Below are 18173 nucleotides of genomic sequence, written 5' to 3'. Positions count from 1 at the left end.
GCGTGTAGTTGTTAATGATGTAAGATTCAAGATTACAGAGAAAACACGCTTTAAAATATACATAAATAACTAAAAAATAACCTGTAAAAAGCGTTAAGCTAGGGAGAAGCCGTCGCCGCTCTTGCCAATCTTTATAAGCTTAGGAACAAAAAAGAGAACCTCCGAATTCTACAGCAATTTGCTCAAGATTATTTCTTATTTCAGGAAAAAATCAAGGCAATGAAAAAAAAACGATACGGTTATCCAATAAGTGTATTTTTTGTTTTCTGTATGTTCCAATACAATAGGAAGAACAAATCCAAATCCCACAACGAGTAATGTAGTAAACGTTCTAATTTCAGGTATTATTAGCTTGAATTAGAAATTGTCCGTTTACTATTTATAGTTGTAGAAGTTTTGTCTAGTGGTGGTGAAAACGAACGCCGTGACAAAGAAGTCAAGCTTAAACTCTACTCGTCTAGAGGCGTACAAGAATATTGGATAGTTGATTGGCAAAAACAACAAATTGAAGTTTATCGTCGCGAAAAAGCTGCTTTGCATTTGAAAGTAACACTGTTTGCAAATGATGAATTAACTTCTCCACTACTTGCCAATTTACAAATTCCTGTGAGACAAATATTTGCTTAATTACCTTCTTGGATTAGCGCGATCGCACGTTCAATAACTTCACTTCGATCTATCTTTTGCTCAATCTGTCGCGCTTCATATATCCCTTCTGCGGCTTCAATTGAGGCTTGATCAGCACTATCTACCACACCTGCGATCGCATCGTACAACTCTTTGTTGTTCAGGTACGTTCCTTTACCTGATGGACGTGTATTAAGATCTTTAATTTCTCTGATACTGTTGCGAATCGAGATATCCCAAGACTTGGTAGTGCGCTGCTCAACTTGTTGTTCGATCAGGTGCAGAAGTAAAACCTTAGCATAAGAACGAACGTTTCGAGCAATGCCTTTTTTTCCCATTTCTTCCAAGTCTTCAACCAAAGCAAAAGCACCTTCAAAATCTTTATGAATCAGAAGTTCTTTAAGTTCTAATAATTCTTCCATATTGCCTTGCTTCAGGTTGTGCTTTTGTTGGTGCAAAAATTACCCCAAAAGGGTGAGTATTACCCACCCTCACAATTTATCCCATCAGAATAACGGTATCAATGACGTGAATGACGCCATTATCAGCTTCAATATCAGGCGCGATTACCGTAGCATTTTTCACCTCAAACCCATCTGAACAATCAATCCTAATAGGTGAACCTTCAACAGAAGTCACCGAATCAACTTTTGCTAAATCAGCCTTCATCAGTTTTCCTGGAACAACATGAAACGTCAGAATCCGCGTGAGTTGGGGAATATTTTGTACCAATGTTTGTACCGTACCGGGTGGAAGTTTCGCAAAAGCGTCATCATTCGGTGCAAAAACCGTGAAAGGACCAGGGCTTTTAAGCGTTTCGACTAAACCAGCTGCTTGTACGGCTGTTACTAGGGTATTAAACGAACCTGCACTTACCGCAATATCAACAATGTCTGCCATGAATTTACCTCGCTCAGAACTATTTTATCTTTTGTCTTAGTAATTAATTTAGCTTACTTGTTATGACAGTATTCGTAATGTATCAACTTTGCCTAAGGAATTAATTTATATTTCTCATTAGAAAACATAAAAGCCTTTGTAGTTCAATGTTTTAGCTAATTACCAGCCTAAAACACAAGTATTTGGCGTACTTATGACCCTCACAGCACCTAATAGCGATCGCCAACCAATTTTGTAATAAAACTACATTATTACGTTGTTTGAGGAGTATTGATAAATAAAACTTAAGGGTAGTATTTGCGGAAAAAGGACAAGAAGAATCACCTATAAAAATCCCTATACCTAGCATTTAATTTTTCATTAATAATTTGTGGTTTTAGGTGAACCAATTATTAATTAAAGATGATAAAGTTACAATTAACGCACAGCTAACTGCGAGAAAGAACAGCTAGCAAATGTTTTGACATCAACCAAAATATTAGCTGCAAGTTTTTTAACAAGAGTTGCAGCGGTTTTCTAGTGGTCGCATCTCACTACTCAGTTAGAAGTAATAAATTTTTAGGACTTCCTAATAATTGGGATTTTCAATGAATAACTTATTGAAGTCATAAAGTTTTCTTGGAGAGAACATGAACGAATTTACAAAGCAATCTCGTCGTAAGTTTTTATTAACGGCTGGAGCATCTGCGTTGGGGTCAGTTTTTCTTAAAGGATGCTTAGGAAACCCACCCGGAACAGCGGGTAGCGGTAGCACAAATCAAGTCCAACCAGTTGCAGCTACCAATACTAATCCAGCACAAGCTCCAGAAACTCCCAGAATCAAGTTAGGCTATATTCCAATTGTGGAAGCGGCTCCCTTAATTGTGGCACAAGAAAAAGGTTTTTTTGCTAAGTATGGGATGACCGAAGTTGAAATATCAAAACAAGCAAACTGGGGTGCAGCACGAGATAACGTTGAGATTGGTTCAGCTGGTGGTGGTATTGATGGCGGACAATGGCAAATGCCGATGCCTTATCTCATTTCTGAAGGCAGAATTACTAAAGGCAATGTCCGAATTCCGATGTATGTTTTGTGTCAGCTAAATACACAAGGCAATGGAATTGCGATCGCCAATAAACATCGAGCCCAAGGTATTGGACTAAACCTTGCCGGTAAAGAATCATTATTTGCTCAATTAAAATCAGCAGGAACGCAATTTACAGCGGCATATACTTTTCCACAAGCCAATCAAGATTTGTGGATTCGCTATTGGCTAGCCGCAGGTGGTATCGATCCTGATAGTGAAGTGAAATTACTTACAGTTCCCGCCGCGCAAACTGTTGCCAACATGAAAACAGGGACAATGGATGCATTTAGCACCGGCGATCCTTGGCCTTACCGCATTGTCACAGATGGTATCGGTTACATGGCGGCGTTAACTGCAGAGATGTGGAAAAACCACCCCGAAGAATATCTAGCAATTCGGGCGGAATGGGTAGATCAACATCCCAGAGCAACAAAAGCTTTATTAAAAGGAATTATGGAAGCCCAACAGTGGTGCGACAACTTTGATAACCGCCAAGAACTAACGCAAATTCTTTCGAGCAGAAACTACTTTAACGTACCAGAGGAGGTGCTTTTAGATCCGTTTATGGGCAAGATCGATATGGGCGATCGCGTTATCGATGACCGATCAATGGCAACACTTTACTGGAAAGACGAAAAGGGAAGTGTTTCCTATCCTTACAAGAGTCACGACCTTTGGTTCTTAACCGAAAGCGTTCGTTGGGGCTTTTTACCGCCCGATACATTAACAAATGCCAATGCTTTGATCGATAAAGTCAACCGCGAAGATTTGTGGAAACAAGCAGCACAAGAACTTGGTGTTCCCGCCGCAGATATTCCTACTAGCACTTCACGCGGTGTCGAAGAATTTTTTGATGGTATCAGATTCGACCCAGCCAATCCCACCGCTTATCTCCAGAGTTTAAAAATCAAGCGAGTCAATATTTAAGCGGTAATGGGTAATAGCTTCAAGGTTTCAGCAACCAATTACCAATTCCCAATCACCAATTAGGAGAACCAAGTTAATGACAACGTTACGCACCCGTCCTGCTAGAGGCTTACAAAGTCCGTGGTTTTCAAGGATCAATAAACGATTTCCCGACCTTGTACCGCCAATCGTAGCGATCGCCATTTTTCTAGTTATTTGGCAACTCTTCTCTTTGACACCTGGTGCAACCTTACCTGGACCAATTCAAGTTGTTCAAGACACCTGGATACTAATTTTTTGGCCTTTCTTTAACTTAGGCGGCACAAATGTAGGTTTATTCTGGCAAATTTTAGCTAGTTTACAGCGCGTCGCCATTAGTTATATTTTAGCGGCAATTATTGGTATTGGTTTAGGTATTTTGATCGGTACAAGCAGAGTCATGTCCAAAGCTTTAGACCCGATCTTTCAACTACTACGAACCGTACCACCTCTGGCTTGGGTTCCCATTTCCCTTGCTGCATTACGCCAAAACGAACCCGCAGCATTATTTGTAATCTTCATCACTGCAATATGGCCCATTTTAATCAACACTGCCGTAGGCGTTAAACAGATTCCCCAAGACTACAACAACGTTGCCAAAGTATTGCAACTAACCCGCAAAGAGTATTTCTTCAACATTCTCATTCCCGCTGCCTTACCCTACATTTTCACTGGATTGAGAATTGCGATCGGTTTAGCATGGTTAGCTATTATCGCCGCAGAAATCGTTATGTCCGGTATCGTTGGCATCGGCTTCTTCATCTGGGAAGCATACCAAAACAACAACGTCAGCGAAGTCATTTTAGCCCTCATCTACATCGGTATCGTTGGCTTACTCCTCGACAAACTCATGGCATGGATCGAAACCCTCATCGTACCTCAGGGACAAAAAACTTAATCCCAATTACCAATCACCAATTACCAATTACCAAACCACTATGTCTGTATTCGTTGCTGTTGATAACATTGATAAAGTCTTTGATTTAGCCGGTGGTGGGCAATACGTAGCTCTCAAAGGCATCGATCTCCAAATCAAAAAAGGCGAATTTGTTTCCTTAATTGGTCACTCTGGTTGCGGTAAATCAACATTATTAAATATGGTGGCAGGTTTAGATTTACCCACAGAAGGCGTCGTCACCCTTGAAGGACAGCGAATTACCAAACCAGGACCCGATCGCATGGTCGTCTTTCAAAATTATTCGCTGCTACCTTGGCGTACCGTCCGCGAAAATATTGCCTTGGCTGTGAATGCCACGATGAAAGATTTACCCGCAGGCGAACGCCGCGCGATCGTCGAACAACATATTGATATGGTCGGGTTGCGTCCTCACGCCGATAAACCCCCAGAGATGCTATCCGGCGGACAAAAACAACGCGTTGCGATCGCCCGCGCTTTAGCCATTCGTCCGAAATTACTTCTACTCGACGAACCTTTTGGGGCGTTAGATGCTTTAACACGGGGTAACTTGCAAGAACAACTGATGCGGATTTGTGAGGAAAACCACGTTACTGCAATTATGGTGACGCACGATGTCGATGAAGCTGTATTGCTATCGGATCGCATTGTCATGTTAACCAATGGACCCGAATCAAAAATCGGTCAAATTCTCGAAGTAGATATTCCGCGTCCGCGCAAGCGCATGGAAGTTGTCGAACACCCTAGTTACTACAGCTTGCGCAGTGAGATGATTTACTTCCTCAATCAGCAGAAGCGCATCAAAAAAATTCGGGCACGGAAAACGGCAGCAATTTCGCGTCACGGCTTAGAAAAAGTCAATTTAGAGATCGGCTTTGTTCCTCTCACAGCTTGCGCTCCCTTAGCAGTTGCTAAAGAAAAAGGCTTTTTTACAAAGCATGGTTTGGATGAAGTGACTCTCGTACGCGAAACAAGTTGGCGGGGAATTGTCGATGGCATGACTGGCGGATATTTAGATGCTGCGCAAATGCCTTCAGGGATGCCTATGTGGTTAACTTTGGGAGGATACGATAACCGTCCGTTACCTGTTGTAACGTCGCTAACAATGACGCGTAACGGTAACGCGATCACGCTCGACAAACGCTTTTACGAACAAGGCATTTATACACTATCTGACTTCAAAGCCTATCTGCATTCTACTGCCAATAAACAGCATCGCATGGGTATGGTACATCCAAGTTCGATGCACAATTTACTCCTGCGTTACTGGCTAGCCGCAGGTGGTATCGATCCCGATCGCGATGTTTCGCTTAAAACGATTCCTCCCGCACAAATGATTGTAGACTTACAAGCCGGAACAATCGACGGTTACTGCGTTGGAGAACCTTGGAATATCCGCGCTGCGGAAGAAGGTGTTGGTTTTACCATAGCGACAGACTTGGAAATTTGGTTAGGACATCCTGGTAAAGTTCTCGGCGTGCGTGAAGATTGGGCAGCAGCGTATCCTAACACGCATATTGCGTTAGTGAAAGCACTCTTAGAAGCATGTCGTTACTGCGCAGAGCCGGCAAATTCTGAAGAAGTGCGCGAAATCGTTGCACGGCGCGAGTACGTCAGCACAGATCTTGCTTATATCCAAATCGAAGATCCGAATACCGCAACGTGTAGTTTGGATCGTCCGATGCGAGAGTACGCACATCACCAGTTTTATGCAGATTCGGCAATCAATCGTCCGAGTCGTACCGAACAACTGTGGATTATGACACAACTCGCGCGGTGGGGTGATACTCCGTTTCCGAGAAACTGGGTAGAAATTGTCGAACGCATTTGCAAGGTTGGTGTCTTTAGTACTGCTGCCAGGGAACTGGGATTAGATATTAGTTATACTCGTCAGCCGATTAAGTTATTTGACGGAACGGTGTTTAATGCGGACGATCCGATTGGTTATCTTAACAGCTTAGCGATCAAGCGCGATTTCTCGATCGCTGAAGTTGTGCTTGATGCGCGACGTCCGCTTGTGGCGGCGTAAGGGGTAAGGGAAAGACATTACTACGTTCATTCAACTGAAATTTAGAATTTGGAATTGCAATGTTTAATCGCACTTTTGCTTATACCGAGACAGCAAGACAAACCGTGTCAGTTGCAACGCAACGCGAACCTTTTTTGGTGATGGAAAATGTCTCGAAGGTTTATCCGACATCAAAAGGTCCCTACACAGTTTTAGAGGGAGTTAATCTCACGGTTGCTGAAGGTGAATTTATTTGTGTTATCGGTCACTCTGGTTGTGGTAAGTCAACACTCCTCAACATGGTTGCAGGGTTTAATCACCCGACTTCGGGAGAAGTGCGGCTAGGTTCTAAACCGATTACAAAACCAGGTCCCGATCGCATGGTTGTCTTCCAAAACTATGCTTTGCTTCCTTGGCGGACTGCGTTTGAAAATATCTACTTAGCGGTTAATGCCGTTTACCCGAATAAACCGCAAGCGGAAAAAAGAGCCATTGTCCGCGAACATTTAGCAATGGTAGGACTCGCGGAAGCTGCGGATAAAAAACCACCGCAACTTTCAGGAGGAATGAAACAGCGGGTAAGCATCGCACGAGCTTTAGCAATTCGTCCGCAAGTATTAATTTTAGATGAACCTTTTGGGGCATTGGATGCGATTACTAAAGAAGAATTACAAGAAGAACTGTTGAAGATCTGGAACGACCATCGCTGTACAGTGTTGATGATTACGCACGATATTGATGAAGCTTTGTTCTTAGCCGATCGCTTGGTGATGATGACGAATGGTCCTCACGCAAAAATTGGAGAAATCATGGAAATTCCGTTTCCCCGCCCCCGCGATCGCGCCCGCATTATGGAAGATCCGCAATACTACAAACTGCGTAACTACGCACTTGATTTCCTCTATCATCGTTTTGCCCATGATGAATAGAGTGTAACTTAGGATCTTCGCTCAAATATGCTTTGTGCGTTTTTTTACCGCCATTATATTACTTATGCGCGATATAGTGGCATTTCTTCAATCTTATGCTGTTTTAAGGATATTCATGCAATCTCCTCAAGCTCTTGCCCCTGTTGCAGAATATTTCAAAGTCTTATCTGAAGTGAGTCGATTAACTGTCTTGAGTAGTTTGACTTCAGGCGCAAAAAATGTCACTGAAATTATTGCTATAACTGGACTCGGACAAGCGAATGTCTCGAAGCATTTGAAAGTCTTGCTACAAGCGGGTATTGTCACTCGTACTCCCCAAGGGGGTAATGTTTATTACCAAATTGCCGATCCGATCGCGTTTGAGTTGTGTGAATTAGTGTGCGATCGCCTTTCGATTCGCCTCAATGAGCAAGCCAAACAAATTGCTGCATTGCAAAGTTTACGCGAGCGATCGCCTTATATTAGTCGCATGTAAGTATAAGTTTTTTGAAAAGTTCTCCAAGAGATTAGTAAATAGTAACTATCCCCTAATAACAGCGTAACGATACCAATATTCTGGTGATTTAGCCGAAGATGATATTAGGTAGGAGTTCGACTTACGTGAAACATGACGGCTTGCGGAATTCCTGCCCATAGGGGGGTGTTGATGTTTGCTTGTCTTAATCCCTCAGCAGTCCAATTATTACTATTTCTTAAAATTGAATAGTGACCTCTTGCCTCGTAATAGCTAGCTTCTGATTCCTCACTGCGCACGAACAATATTGTTTGTCCTTGAGGAGTTAATTCGAAAGAGTTTTGAATAAATTGTACAGTGTTTAAATAGTTTGAAGTATTTACTCCTACGCAGTGAATATCGTGATGTTGAGGTATTTCTGGATAGCCTTGGACTCGCATGACAGAGCCACGAGAGAAGAATAAGGCTTGTATTCCCAAAGGAACGATTTCCTGAATTTCGCTAGGATTTCTTGGATAAAAATCGCGATCGCCCCAACCAAAACCTAAGTATTGATAATTTCCTAGAGGATCTGTACCAATTTCTTTAAGATTTAAAAATTGTTGCCAATTATGTAGCTCATTTTTTACAGGCACAATAATATTAGTATGAATACCAACTTGATTTACGCAGATTGTTACCTCATTCGCTTGTGCAGAAATTCCCAATCTTTTAGGAAGTAATGAGACAATCAGGAGTAAAGACAAAAGACCAGCAGAAAGAGTTAAAGAGTAAAATAAAAGTTTTTTAAAAAACATTTAAAGATTTGATGATAACGGTTTGAGAAACAATACCTAGTTGTTAAACAACTGAAAATTTAGTTATTGAGTTGAAAGTACTCAACAACATCAATTTATCGCACTTAAGACTCTGGCGATCGGTGCGCGATCGCCTTGACCATCAACACTTAACGCGACCGCACCTCATCTTTCTTATTCTGACAGAGGTTCTGGCGATTGAATTGGTGCATTTAAGTTATCACCCGTTTGCGGTTCTTCAGTTGCTGGCGGTGTTGGAGGAGCAGGCTGTGTTGGAACTACGATTGATGGTGCTTCTTCTGTCGGTGAAGGTTGTTCAGATGGTTGTTCAGGTGTAGGTTGTGGCGTGTCTACCACCGAAGGCGATTCGGGTGCTGGATCTGGGGTAGGAGATTCCGTGGGAGATGGTGAGGGTGTTTCTGTTGGTGTTGCTGATTCTTCTGATTCAACAGGGGTACGCGGACGCCAACGAAAAGGTGCTGGTTCTTCTGGCGGTGTTGTCGTTTCGGGTTGTGGCGATGGCGTAACTTGGGTGTTGTTTTCACCCGTTTGTTGAAGATTACTAGGTGGGACGATCGCCGGCGCCGTTGGTTGAGAACTATCATCTTCAGACATCACGCTAGCAACTGCAACTGCTGCCACTCCTGCGATCGCTGCGGCTCCAAGACCAAGTACAATTCCAGATAATCCTCGCTTACGCTGAGGGACAACAACCTGTCGTGGCGGTTCTATCGATTGTGGCTGGGGAATTACCGCAACCGTACTAGCAGTATGAGTCGATGCTGGTTGTGTTTGCATCTCCGCTGCATTGAAGGACTCGGAAGGTAATAAAGCCAGCCATTCTGCAACAGTCGCAGGGCGAAACTTCGCTTCTACCGCCATTCCACGCATGACAGCTTGGTTAATCGCAATACTCAGTTGCGGTTGGAGATCGCGGGGTGTTTGCATCGGGACGCGATCGCGTAAACTTGCTGCAACAGGAACTTTCGCAGTTAATAACGAATACAATGTCGCGGCTAAACCGTACACGTCAGATGCTGGTGTCCGCGGTGCGTGAGGTAAATACTGTTCGATTGGTGCGTAGCCTTCGGAAACAATATTTGTATGCGTTTGTGTATGACCTGGGGTAAATTCGCGGGCGATGCCAAAGTCAATTAAGACAACTTCTTGCGTACCTTGGCGTAAGATAATATTTTGTGGTTTAACGTCGCGATGTAATAAATTATTTTTATGTACTACTTGTAAAGCTGCTGCAATTTGGCGAATGTAGTGAATTGCCGTTGCTTCTGGAAGCGGATTGTTAGGAAAAACAACTTGATCCAGCGTTTGACCAGGAACGTAGTCCATCACCATGTAAGGTAATGCGTCCTCTACAAAAAAATCGCTCACGCGGACAATATTAGGATGGACGCAAGTTGCTAATCTGCGGGCTTCATCCTGAAATTGCCGATAGAAACTGACAAAATCAGGATGCTGGCGCAGTTCTTCGTTGATTGTTTTAATAACGACAACTTGACCTAAGTAGTGGTGAGTCGCTTTAAACGTAATTCCGAAGCCACCGCGCCCAATTTCCTGGTCTAAGGTATACTTCCCGCGTTGCAATTTTTTTCCAACTAACATGACCACTCCTCTTACAAGAACGATAAAGTATGAAGTATAAATCTCGACTTCTACTTTATCGCTCCTTCTTAAAAGCGATGACCGAATCCGAATTGTAAGCGACTTTCTCCTCGATCGTTGAATCCAAAATCAGCACGAATTAAACCAATCGGCGAATTTACCCGCACGCCAGCACCATAGCCAAAGCCTGTTCCTGGTTTATCGCGGACTACCGCTGGTTCTCCAAGGACAGTGTCTCCCGAACCTAAATCGGAAGCAAAATCAGCAAAAACAACTCCTCCCAAAAAATCGAGGATCGGAAAGCGGTATTCTGCCGAAGCTAACACAAACGATCGCCCACTGCCAACTTCCCCACTACCGTACCCGCGTACTGAGTTCAAACCACCCAAATTGAAGGCTTCGTACGGTGGTAAATCGCCAATCGTTGTCCCACCTTGAACGTTAAAGGCGAAAACTTCGGGATCGTCTTTGCCACCCACGAGATCGACTGGAATATACTGACTATAATTTGCGCGTAGGCGACTCATTGAGATTGCACCTTGACCGATGGGAATTGACTGTTCTGCGCTGAGGCTGAGTACCGAACCGTCGGTAGGATTAACAAAGTTATTGCGAAAATCGCGCGTTGCTGTAAATGAGATTGTCGTCAAATCGTCGATTCCCGTACCGCTTAAAGTTAGCGGATTTCCTAACTCATCTTCAGGAGAAATATTACCGGCGCGATCGCGGATACTGGTACGCTTGTAGTTTAACCCCATTGACGCTTGCCAATCATCAATCGGACGTTGTAAGGTAACGCTTCCACCAAATTGCGCTTCGCGCGGGCGATCGTCGTTGGGTAACGAAACATCACCATCAAAGGTTGAGGATATCCCGCGACGCCGAAATGCATTAACTTGATACCCGAAGCGATCGGGGTTACTCGCGCGATAGGGACTTGTGAAACTTCCATCGAATTGAATATCGCGGCGACTAATTTGGATATCAGCCCCGATCGAATCATTTACGCCGCCAAAATTAAAATCTTTGTAGCTGACTGTGGCAAATAGTCCGCTATCATCACTGTAACCACCACCAAAATTAGCAGCACGTGCAGGCGCTTCTGTCAAATCATAAATGACATCAACTTTTGTTGCATCGCCTTCTAACGCGACGCGGACGTTTTGAAATAATCCCAACTGATACAGTTTTTGTAAGTCTTGTTTAACTGTTTCTTCGCGAAAAACTTGCCCAGGTTTGACATTCAATTCGCGGCGAAGGAAATCAAGTTGCGTTCGTCCTTGAATTGGTTTACCTCGATCGTCAATAAATCGCCCATCTTCATCAGAAAAGCGGAATTTGACATCATTAATTAATCCTTCCGCGACTTCTAGCGCGAGTACGCCTTGTGGGTTAGGACGAATCGCGATGACCCGCGCTAAAGTATAGCCATTTTGAGCATACCACTCGTTGATTTGCTCGACGCTTTGACTGAGCGCTGTCGGGCTTATGGGATTGCCAATTTGTGGTTTTATGCGTTCTATTGCAATGTTTTGTGGTAGTACTTTGGCATTTGCCAGTTGTAGCGATCGCACAATGACAGGTTCCACCTGAAACACGACATTTAATCCTGTTGTCGTTGGGTTACTACTTACTGTGGCATTGCTAAATAAATTTGTCGCTAAAATTGCTGCGACATCTTGTTGTAACTGACTTTCACTCGTTTCTCCTCCGACACGAGTTTTAATCGCATTGCGTACAATTTGCTGTAATTCTTCGCTTGCACCGACGATTTGCACATCTGTTGCAGTTACAAATAACTCGTTACGCGCTGCGGGTAACTGCTGCGAAGTCGTTGCTACGCGTGCTGGATTTGATGTCGGTTCTTTTGTGGGAATAATAAACGCGTTTTGATATTCTTGATAATACTGCACATCGCTACTAGGAACTAACACTTGAGGGCTAGCCGTCGCTAAGGATGTATAAATTAACTCAATGGCAGTCAACCCAGCCAAGGTACAAATTGCAGTACAAAAACGCATAATCATTAGTTTAATTCATCTATCTATAGGGGTTAGTAGCTAATGGTTCGTATTCCATTACCTATTACCAAACTTATATTTATGAACTAACAGACACATACTGGTGTTATTTTGTTTCTGAATGAATAATTTATCAGCATTTTCCCCAAGTTCTCCGATAAAGTTACTTTGCCTTAGTAATGGTCACGGCGAAGATGTTATCGCTGTGCGAATTCTCCAAGAATTACAGCAGTTAAGTGCAATTGACATCGCCGCTTTACCCATCGTTGGCGAAGGACGCGCTTACACTCAATTTAGTATTCCCATTATTGGGAAAGTGCAAACAATGCCTTCTGGTGGATTTATCTATATGGATGGTCGACAAGTTTTACGAGATTTACAAGGAGGTTTGCTAAAACTTACTTTGTCTCAAATGAAGGTCGTTCGTAGCTGGGCAAAACAAGGTGGAACGATTTTAGCTGTCGGTGATATTGTACCGTTACTTTTTGCGTGGAGCAGTGGGGCGAATTACGCTTTTATCGGTACAGCAAAATCAGAATATTACCGACAAGATGAGTTTGGATGGCATCCTAGGCGATCGCTACTCTCGCGTTTAGAAAATTTGTCAGCTTCAGTTTATCATCCTTTCGACCGCTATTTAATGAGGCACCCACGTTGCAAAGCGGTTTTTCCGCGAGACACGTTAACAACTAAAACTCTACAAAAATTGGCAATTCCCGCGTTCGATTTGGGAAACCCCATGATGGATCGATTAGAGGCGCAGAATGTATTAAAGTTAGAACGCGATCCGCAGCGGTTAACAATTCTCTTACTTCCTGGTTCGCGCCCTCCTGAAGCTTACGAAAATTGGCGAAAAATTCTCGTTGCTGTTACCGAATTAATCGCCGCGTTTCCGACACGATCGCTTGTTTTTTTGGGTGCGATCGCCCCGACATTAACTCTAGAACCATTGATTCAAAGTCTTATTAACTCAGGTTTTCCTCAGGAAGGCTTGACATTTAAATACAAAAATGCATCTGTGATTCTAACTCAAAATGCTTACAACGATTGCTTACACCAAGCCGATTTAGCAATAGCAATGGCGGGAACAGCCACCGAACAATTTATTGGTTTAGGAAAATGTGCGATCGCCTTTCCAGGAAATGGACCACAATACACTTATGCCTTTGCTGAAGCCCAAAGCCGCCATCTTGGTTCCTCATTGATTTTACTCGAACATCCAAAACAAGTTGCGGATACAGTGCGATCGCTACTTCAAGATCCTCAAAAACTCGAACAAATCGCCAAAAATGGCTACCAACGTATGGGAAAACCAGGCGCAGCCCGTCGCATCGCCGAATGCTTAGTTCAACAATTTGGCTGGCTACCCGAATAAACAATCAAAAGATACCTTCTACAATATATTACAGAAGGTAAAGCCTCAGACATTCCCTCACACCTTACCCCTCTCTTGATCGCCCTCGAAGTTCACAACTTACACAAAACATACAAGCAACGCAAAAAGCTAATTGAAGCTGTACGCGGTGTCTCTTTAAACATCAATTCTGGTGAAATTCTCGCATTTTTAGGTCCCAACGGCGCCGGAAAAACGACTTGCATCAAAATGATTGCGGGTTTAATCAAACCTGACGTAGGTTCAGTCAAAATTGCCGGTTCTGATCCGCATCGCAATCCGAAGTCGCTACGCTTAGTTGGTGCAGTTTTAGAAGGAAATCGCAATCTCTATTGGCGACTAACTCCCGAAGAGAACTTAGAGTATTTTGGCACATTACGCGGGCTAAATCGCCGTGTAGCGCATAAAAACGGACTGCAATTATTAGAAAGGTTCGACTTGATATCAAAACGCCGCGCCCCAGTACAAACACTCTCACGCGGGATGCAGCAAAAGTTGGCGATCGCTGTCGCCTTAGTTCACAATCCACGCTTATTGTTACTCGATGAACCAACGTTAGGTTTAGATGTAGAAGCGAGTCAAAATGTCAAAGTTTTAGTACGCGAAATTGCGCGTGAAGGTTGTGCGATTTTACTCACAACACACCAACTTGATGTTGCAGAAGAAATATCAGATCGCGTCGCAATTATTCAACAAGGCAAAATTTTAGCTGAGGAACGAACGCGCGAAATTATTCGGCGTTTTTCTGGTTCTACTTACGTTATTGAGATAGCAGGTGAATTAGATTCTGTACAAACGAGTAAACTTGAATCTCTAGGTGTCATCATCCAAGCCGATAGAATTATTTATGAGGGAACCTCAGCAGGTTTATACCAAGTTTTAGCTGTTCTCAACCCTCTACCTTTAATCCAAGTCAAACAACAAGCTGACTTGACGCAAGTTTTCCTCAAAATTGTCCGAGATAACCGCAATGCTTGAATTATTTTTAGCTGAACTCAAACGCAGTTGGATTGAGTTTACGCGCTATCCTGTTGATGCTGTTGCCGGAGTTGTTATTATTACATCTGTATTTTACGGTTTATTTCTCAGCGCGCGTTACATTGCAGGTCCCAATTTACAATTTGGCGATCGCCTGGATGCGATCGTTGTTGGGTACGTGCTGTGGACTTTGGTAATCTTTGTTGTTACAAGTATTGTCAGTATCCTGCAAATTGAAGCACAAACAGGGACTTTAGAGCAAGTCATGCTGACACCCTATGGTGTACCGCGAGTTTTTTTAGCACGTGCGATCGCCAGTTTAACTATCAATATTGTCATAATTACAGGAATTTTACTACTCATTCTCTTACTAACAGGACGACAGTTATATTTTCCCCCAACTTTAATTTTGCCGCTGCTGACAGTTTTATTCGGTGCTTACGGTTTAGCATTCCTCATGGCTTCATTAGCTTTACTATTTAAACGCATTCAGCAATTACTTGGATTGACACAATTTGCTTTATTATTTTTATTAGCGGTTCCAAGCGAAACTTGGAGTGGAACATTATGGATTGTGCGGCTTGTGTTACCAATGACAATGGGTGCAGGAATTCTCCGCGATTTAATGGCACGCAATTTAAGTTTAAATTTTGTTGAAATTTCACTAGCCTTTTTTAACGGCTTAGCATATTTAGTCTTAGGTCTAATAGTATTTCGTCGTGCAGAAATTGAAGCAAAGCGCCGAGGAATTTTAGGAGGGTATTAAACATTTTAAGTCTTTAGATGCGGTGTAGATAATCAGTTGGTACGCTATCTACTAACCAAACACCATTCTCAGAACAGTAAAAAGTATAACCTGCTTGCTGCATTGCAGTTGCATCTATTGCAAATACAACTGGATGTCCGTGTCTAGCACCAACTCTTCGCGCTGTTTCAATATCTGGCGATAAATGTACGTGATGTCGCGACATTCTATTTAATCCATGTTGCTGAATTAAATCTACAGCTTTGTGCCCAGTTCCGTGATATAACACCTTTGGAGGAATGGCTGGTTCTAGTTGTAAATCAATTTCTACACTATGCCCCTGATTGGCTCGAATTAAATTACCAGTAACATCAAAAGAAAAGCGTTTTTTGTCGTTTTTAGCAACAACTTCGTCTAATTCACAACGGCTAATCGGGAAGGCATTTTTATTGCACGCTGTTAATAATTCATCTACTTTCACCCAACCACCAGGAGCTAATTTTAAACCAAGACGTTCTGGTTGATGACGCAGATGCTTACTGAGATATTTACTAATTTTGACTTGACGATTATTATTCATTAGAAGTAGAGTAACTAAACTATGTAGTATGAATAACTCCGACCTCATCAATAAAAATTTTTACACAAGGAGCTTTTAGCATTTCTTAAAAAAATGATTAACTCAATCTTTATTTACTATAAGTTTGTAGTTGATTGGTTAAATTAGAAATAAGCGATTCAGCATTACTAATTATTGTTTCAATCTCCTTTTGGCATTCTTCATTAGACATTGATGCCCGCTTTCTTGCTCGGTCTAGTACGTCAATATTCATCTGGAAAGTTATTTCAGATAAATAGTCGTTAACATCGTCTGTGTGAGGAAAATCACAATCCATCATAACTCCATTATAAATATTATTTCCGTAGTCGAAACCAGAAGTACCTTTGGCTGAATTACCTATAGTAGAGCATGTTTCATCATCTGTAACTAAAATATATTGAGGATAAGAATTTCCCTCTTGTCGAACACCATTATACTGATGAATTAGTTGAATATAAGATAAATCCCAAGATGCTCCCCACAAAGCTTGAAATATATCTCTGTCTTTTTGTGGAGTTATAAATTTATTTAGTTATGTATTTCCCAATATGCCGTTGCTACTCATGCTCAATTGTCGTTAAGAACTCTTCTGCTGTAACTATAACCACACTCCGACATGGAGTAATACAAGCAAATCTTTGTCGCCAGTAATTATGTAATGGGCTTCTCCGTTCAAGCTATAGTAATACTTCGCCATCTACTAAAGAATACAGAACCTGCCCAGGTTTGCTATTTTCAAACTGAAGCCTACTGATAATTACATTTGTATCAAAAACACAGCCTACTTCATTGATCGCTTACTACAAAAGAATTATAATTACTACCTCTTATTAAATGTCCAAAATTACTATAGCTTGCCAACCATTAGCAGTTTTTTCTAATTGGAAACGATGTAAAGTTACAGCTTTCACATCTACGCGCTGATGATGCTTCTTCGGATCAAGCTTTTCTCCTTGGGTAACTGCTTGAAGGTGGTATATTTCTGATTTTTCTTCTAACTTCACTTGTTGCGGACGCAACAGTAGTAATTCGCTATCTTTATAGTAAATAAATTCTTGAAGAAAGTTGAATAGTAACATATCTAGCGAGTCATTCTCCAAGTGGAATGTGCGAGTTTCTTGAAGTGCGATCGCATCAATATTATCAATCATTGTATTAATCGTTGCATCACCTGCTGCGATGAATAATTCTTCTAAGCTTTCTCCCCAAGCTCGAAAAGCAATGTCTGCGATCGCAAGATCTTCCAAATATTCATAAGGCATATTACTGCTCGCACTTTTTTAAATGATCGATAATTTCTTGTTGATATTTTTTGACCTGTTTACCAATAAAAACTAACTCGGTAGCATCTCGATCAAACGGTTCTAACTCCCATCTTCCAGCCACAAAATTAAATAAATAAACTCGATCGGTAAACCTTATAAATCCTTTTGCCCGATACACATCTTTTTCTAGCAATTTATCAGCAAAACCCTCAAAACATTCTCTTTTTAAGATAGCCTGTGTTGTATAACTAAACGACTCAAATTCAGGTTGATGAACGTGATGTGGCTCTGGCTGGAGTCGCTCCCTTGCAATTCCAAATAGTAAATCTAGATCAACTTGACAGCGTTGAGTTCGTACAATCTCAGCAACTTCATTAAACGATTGTAACTTTGCTTCAATTGCTTGCAATTGCTCTTCTGTTACTAAATCAACTTTATTGAGTAAAATTATATCTGCGGCTTCAATCTGCATTCGTGTCGTGTGACCAATACTTGGATATTTCACCATTGCATCAGCATCAACAACAGTAATTACACCATCTAACCGAACTTTAGTTAAACTTTCTTGAATATCAAATACTAACGCGTCAGGTTCTGCTACACCTGTTGTTTCTACCACAATAATATCTGGGTTTACTGTGTCAATGATTTCATCAACTGCTGCTTCAAATTCTCCGAGTAGCGAACAACAAACACAGCCACCACCCAAATCCGCCATTGCGACATTTTTCCCTTGAATAATCTTGGTATCAATCGCAATTTCGCCAAATTCGTTCATCAAAATAGCAATTTTTTGAGGAATTGAACTGAGAATATGACGCAGCAATGTTGTCTTACCGCTACCAAGAGAACCTGTAATAACTGTGAGTGGCGTGCGTGTCTGCATAACTTCCTGGTATTGCAACAA

At 42.1% G+C, this 18173-nt stretch carries 17 protein-coding genes and 1 pseudogene; 9 read left to right on the top strand and 9 right to left on the bottom strand.

The window, feature by feature from the left end; all coding sequences use genetic code 11:
• Positions 1-381 precede the first annotated feature (381 nt).
• Positions 382-627: pseudogene (locus tag B1A85_RS12890) on the top strand (Uma2 family endonuclease); the annotation flags it as partial.
• On the opposite strand, the gene B1A85_RS12885 reads toward B1A85_RS12890, so the two are convergent.
• Both B1A85_RS12885 and B1A85_RS12880 read right to left on the bottom strand, forming a co-directional pair.
• The gene (locus B1A85_RS12885; protein ID WP_104547298.1) at positions 624-1049 is read right to left on the bottom strand and encodes a DUF29 family protein; all 426 of its coding nucleotides are present in this window, start codon (positions 1047-1049) and stop codon (positions 624-626) included. The pseudogene B1A85_RS12890 and the gene B1A85_RS12885 sit on opposite strands and share 4 nt — an antisense overlap.
• 76 nt (positions 1050-1125) lie before the next feature.
• Entirely contained in the window at positions 1126-1527 is a 402-nt protein-coding gene (locus B1A85_RS12880) for a fasciclin domain-containing protein (protein WP_104547297.1), read from the bottom strand.
• 629 nt (positions 1528-2156) lie between these two features.
• Between B1A85_RS12880 and B1A85_RS12875 the strand changes: the two genes are divergently transcribed.
• The 5 genes from B1A85_RS12875 to B1A85_RS12855 all read left to right on the top strand — a co-directional run bounded on the left by B1A85_RS12875 (position 2157) and on the right by B1A85_RS12855 (position 7867).
• The gene (locus B1A85_RS12875; RefSeq protein ID WP_104547296.1) at positions 2157-3521 is read left to right on the top strand and encodes a CmpA/NrtA family ABC transporter substrate-binding protein; all 1365 of its coding nucleotides are present in this window, start codon (positions 2157-2159) and stop codon (positions 3519-3521) included.
• Positions 3522-3597: 76 nt separating this feature from the next.
• Positions 3598-4437, top strand: coding sequence for a nitrate ABC transporter permease (ntrB, locus tag B1A85_RS12870; RefSeq protein ID WP_104547295.1), 840 nt, complete (start codon positions 3598-3600; stop codon positions 4435-4437).
• A gap of 40 nt (positions 4438-4477) precedes the next feature.
• Entirely contained in the window at positions 4478-6484 is a 2007-nt protein-coding gene (locus B1A85_RS12865; RefSeq protein ID WP_104547294.1) for a nitrate ABC transporter ATP-binding protein, read from the top strand.
• A gap of 59 nt (positions 6485-6543) precedes the next feature.
• Positions 6544-7392 carry a nitrate ABC transporter ATP-binding protein gene (locus tag B1A85_RS12860; RefSeq protein WP_210404415.1) on the top strand — a complete coding sequence of 283 codons (849 nt, stop codon included), beginning with the start codon at positions 6544-6546 and terminating at the stop codon, positions 7390-7392.
• Between the two features lie 109 nt (positions 7393-7501).
• Positions 7502-7867 (top strand): metalloregulator ArsR/SmtB family transcription factor, encoded by a 366-nt coding sequence (locus tag B1A85_RS12855; RefSeq protein ID WP_104547345.1) that lies wholly within the window; start codon positions 7502-7504, stop codon positions 7865-7867.
• A 104-nt stretch (positions 7868-7971) separates the two neighbouring features.
• Here the strand turns inward: B1A85_RS12855 and B1A85_RS12850 are convergent, their stop codons facing one another.
• From B1A85_RS12850 to B1A85_RS12840, 3 genes are all read right to left on the bottom strand, one after another.
• Positions 7972-8643: a DUF2459 domain-containing protein gene (locus B1A85_RS12850; protein WP_104547293.1), complete on the bottom strand. Its 672-nt coding sequence runs from the start codon at positions 8641-8643 to the stop codon at positions 7972-7974.
• Between the two features lie 174 nt (positions 8644-8817).
• Positions 8818-10263 carry a serine/threonine-protein kinase gene (locus tag B1A85_RS12845; protein ID WP_104547292.1) on the bottom strand — a complete coding sequence of 482 codons (1446 nt, stop codon included), beginning with the start codon at positions 10261-10263 and terminating at the stop codon, positions 8818-8820.
• 68 nt (positions 10264-10331) lie between these two features.
• Positions 10332-12284: a BamA/TamA family outer membrane protein gene (locus B1A85_RS12840; protein ID WP_104547344.1), complete on the bottom strand. Its 1953-nt coding sequence runs from the start codon at positions 12282-12284 to the stop codon at positions 10332-10334.
• A gap of 121 nt (positions 12285-12405) precedes the next feature.
• On the opposite strand from B1A85_RS12840, the gene B1A85_RS12835 reads away from it, so the two are divergent.
• From B1A85_RS12835 to B1A85_RS12825, 3 genes are all read left to right on the top strand, one after another.
• Complete coding sequence (locus tag B1A85_RS12835; RefSeq protein WP_104547291.1) at positions 12406-13659, top strand: lipid-A-disaccharide synthase-related protein; 1254 nt, start codon at positions 12406-12408, stop codon at positions 13657-13659.
• A gap of 75 nt (positions 13660-13734) precedes the next feature.
• Positions 13735-14655, top strand: coding sequence for an ABC transporter ATP-binding protein (locus B1A85_RS12830; RefSeq protein ID WP_104547290.1), 921 nt, complete (start codon positions 13735-13737; stop codon positions 14653-14655).
• Positions 14648-15421 carry an ABC transporter permease gene (locus B1A85_RS12825; protein WP_104547289.1) on the top strand — a complete coding sequence of 258 codons (774 nt, stop codon included), beginning with the start codon at positions 14648-14650 and terminating at the stop codon, positions 15419-15421. The genes B1A85_RS12830 and B1A85_RS12825 overlap by 8 nt, the downstream gene beginning before the upstream one ends.
• 13 nt (positions 15422-15434) lie before the next feature.
• Here B1A85_RS12825 and B1A85_RS12820 read toward each other — a convergent pair whose 3' ends face one another.
• The 4 genes from B1A85_RS12820 to B1A85_RS12800 all read right to left on the bottom strand — a co-directional run bounded on the left by B1A85_RS12820 (position 15435) and on the right by B1A85_RS12800 (position 18152).
• Positions 15435-15980, bottom strand: a complete 546-nt coding sequence (locus B1A85_RS12820) for an RNA 2'-phosphotransferase (RefSeq protein ID WP_104547288.1) — start codon at positions 15978-15980, stop codon at positions 15435-15437.
• A 109-nt stretch (positions 15981-16089) separates the two neighbouring features.
• Positions 16090-16485 carry a hypothetical protein gene (locus tag B1A85_RS12815; RefSeq protein ID WP_104547287.1) on the bottom strand — a complete coding sequence of 132 codons (396 nt, stop codon included), beginning with the start codon at positions 16483-16485 and terminating at the stop codon, positions 16090-16092.
• Positions 16486-16831: 346 nt separating this feature from the next.
• Positions 16832-17263, bottom strand: a complete 432-nt coding sequence (locus B1A85_RS12805; protein WP_104547286.1) for an archease — start codon at positions 17261-17263, stop codon at positions 16832-16834.
• 1 nt (position 17264) lies between these two features.
• Positions 17265-18152, bottom strand: a complete 888-nt coding sequence (locus B1A85_RS12800; protein WP_104547285.1) for a GTP-binding protein — start codon at positions 18150-18152, stop codon at positions 17265-17267.
• Between the last annotated feature and the right edge of the window lie 21 nt (positions 18153-18173).

It is taken from the genome of Chroococcidiopsis sp. TS-821 (assembly GCF_002939305.1).
In the GTDB taxonomy this organism is placed as follows: domain Bacteria; phylum Cyanobacteriota; class Cyanobacteriia; order Cyanobacteriales; family Chroococcidiopsidaceae; genus Chroogloeocystis.
This window is presented reverse-complemented; position numbering and strand designations above follow the sequence as displayed.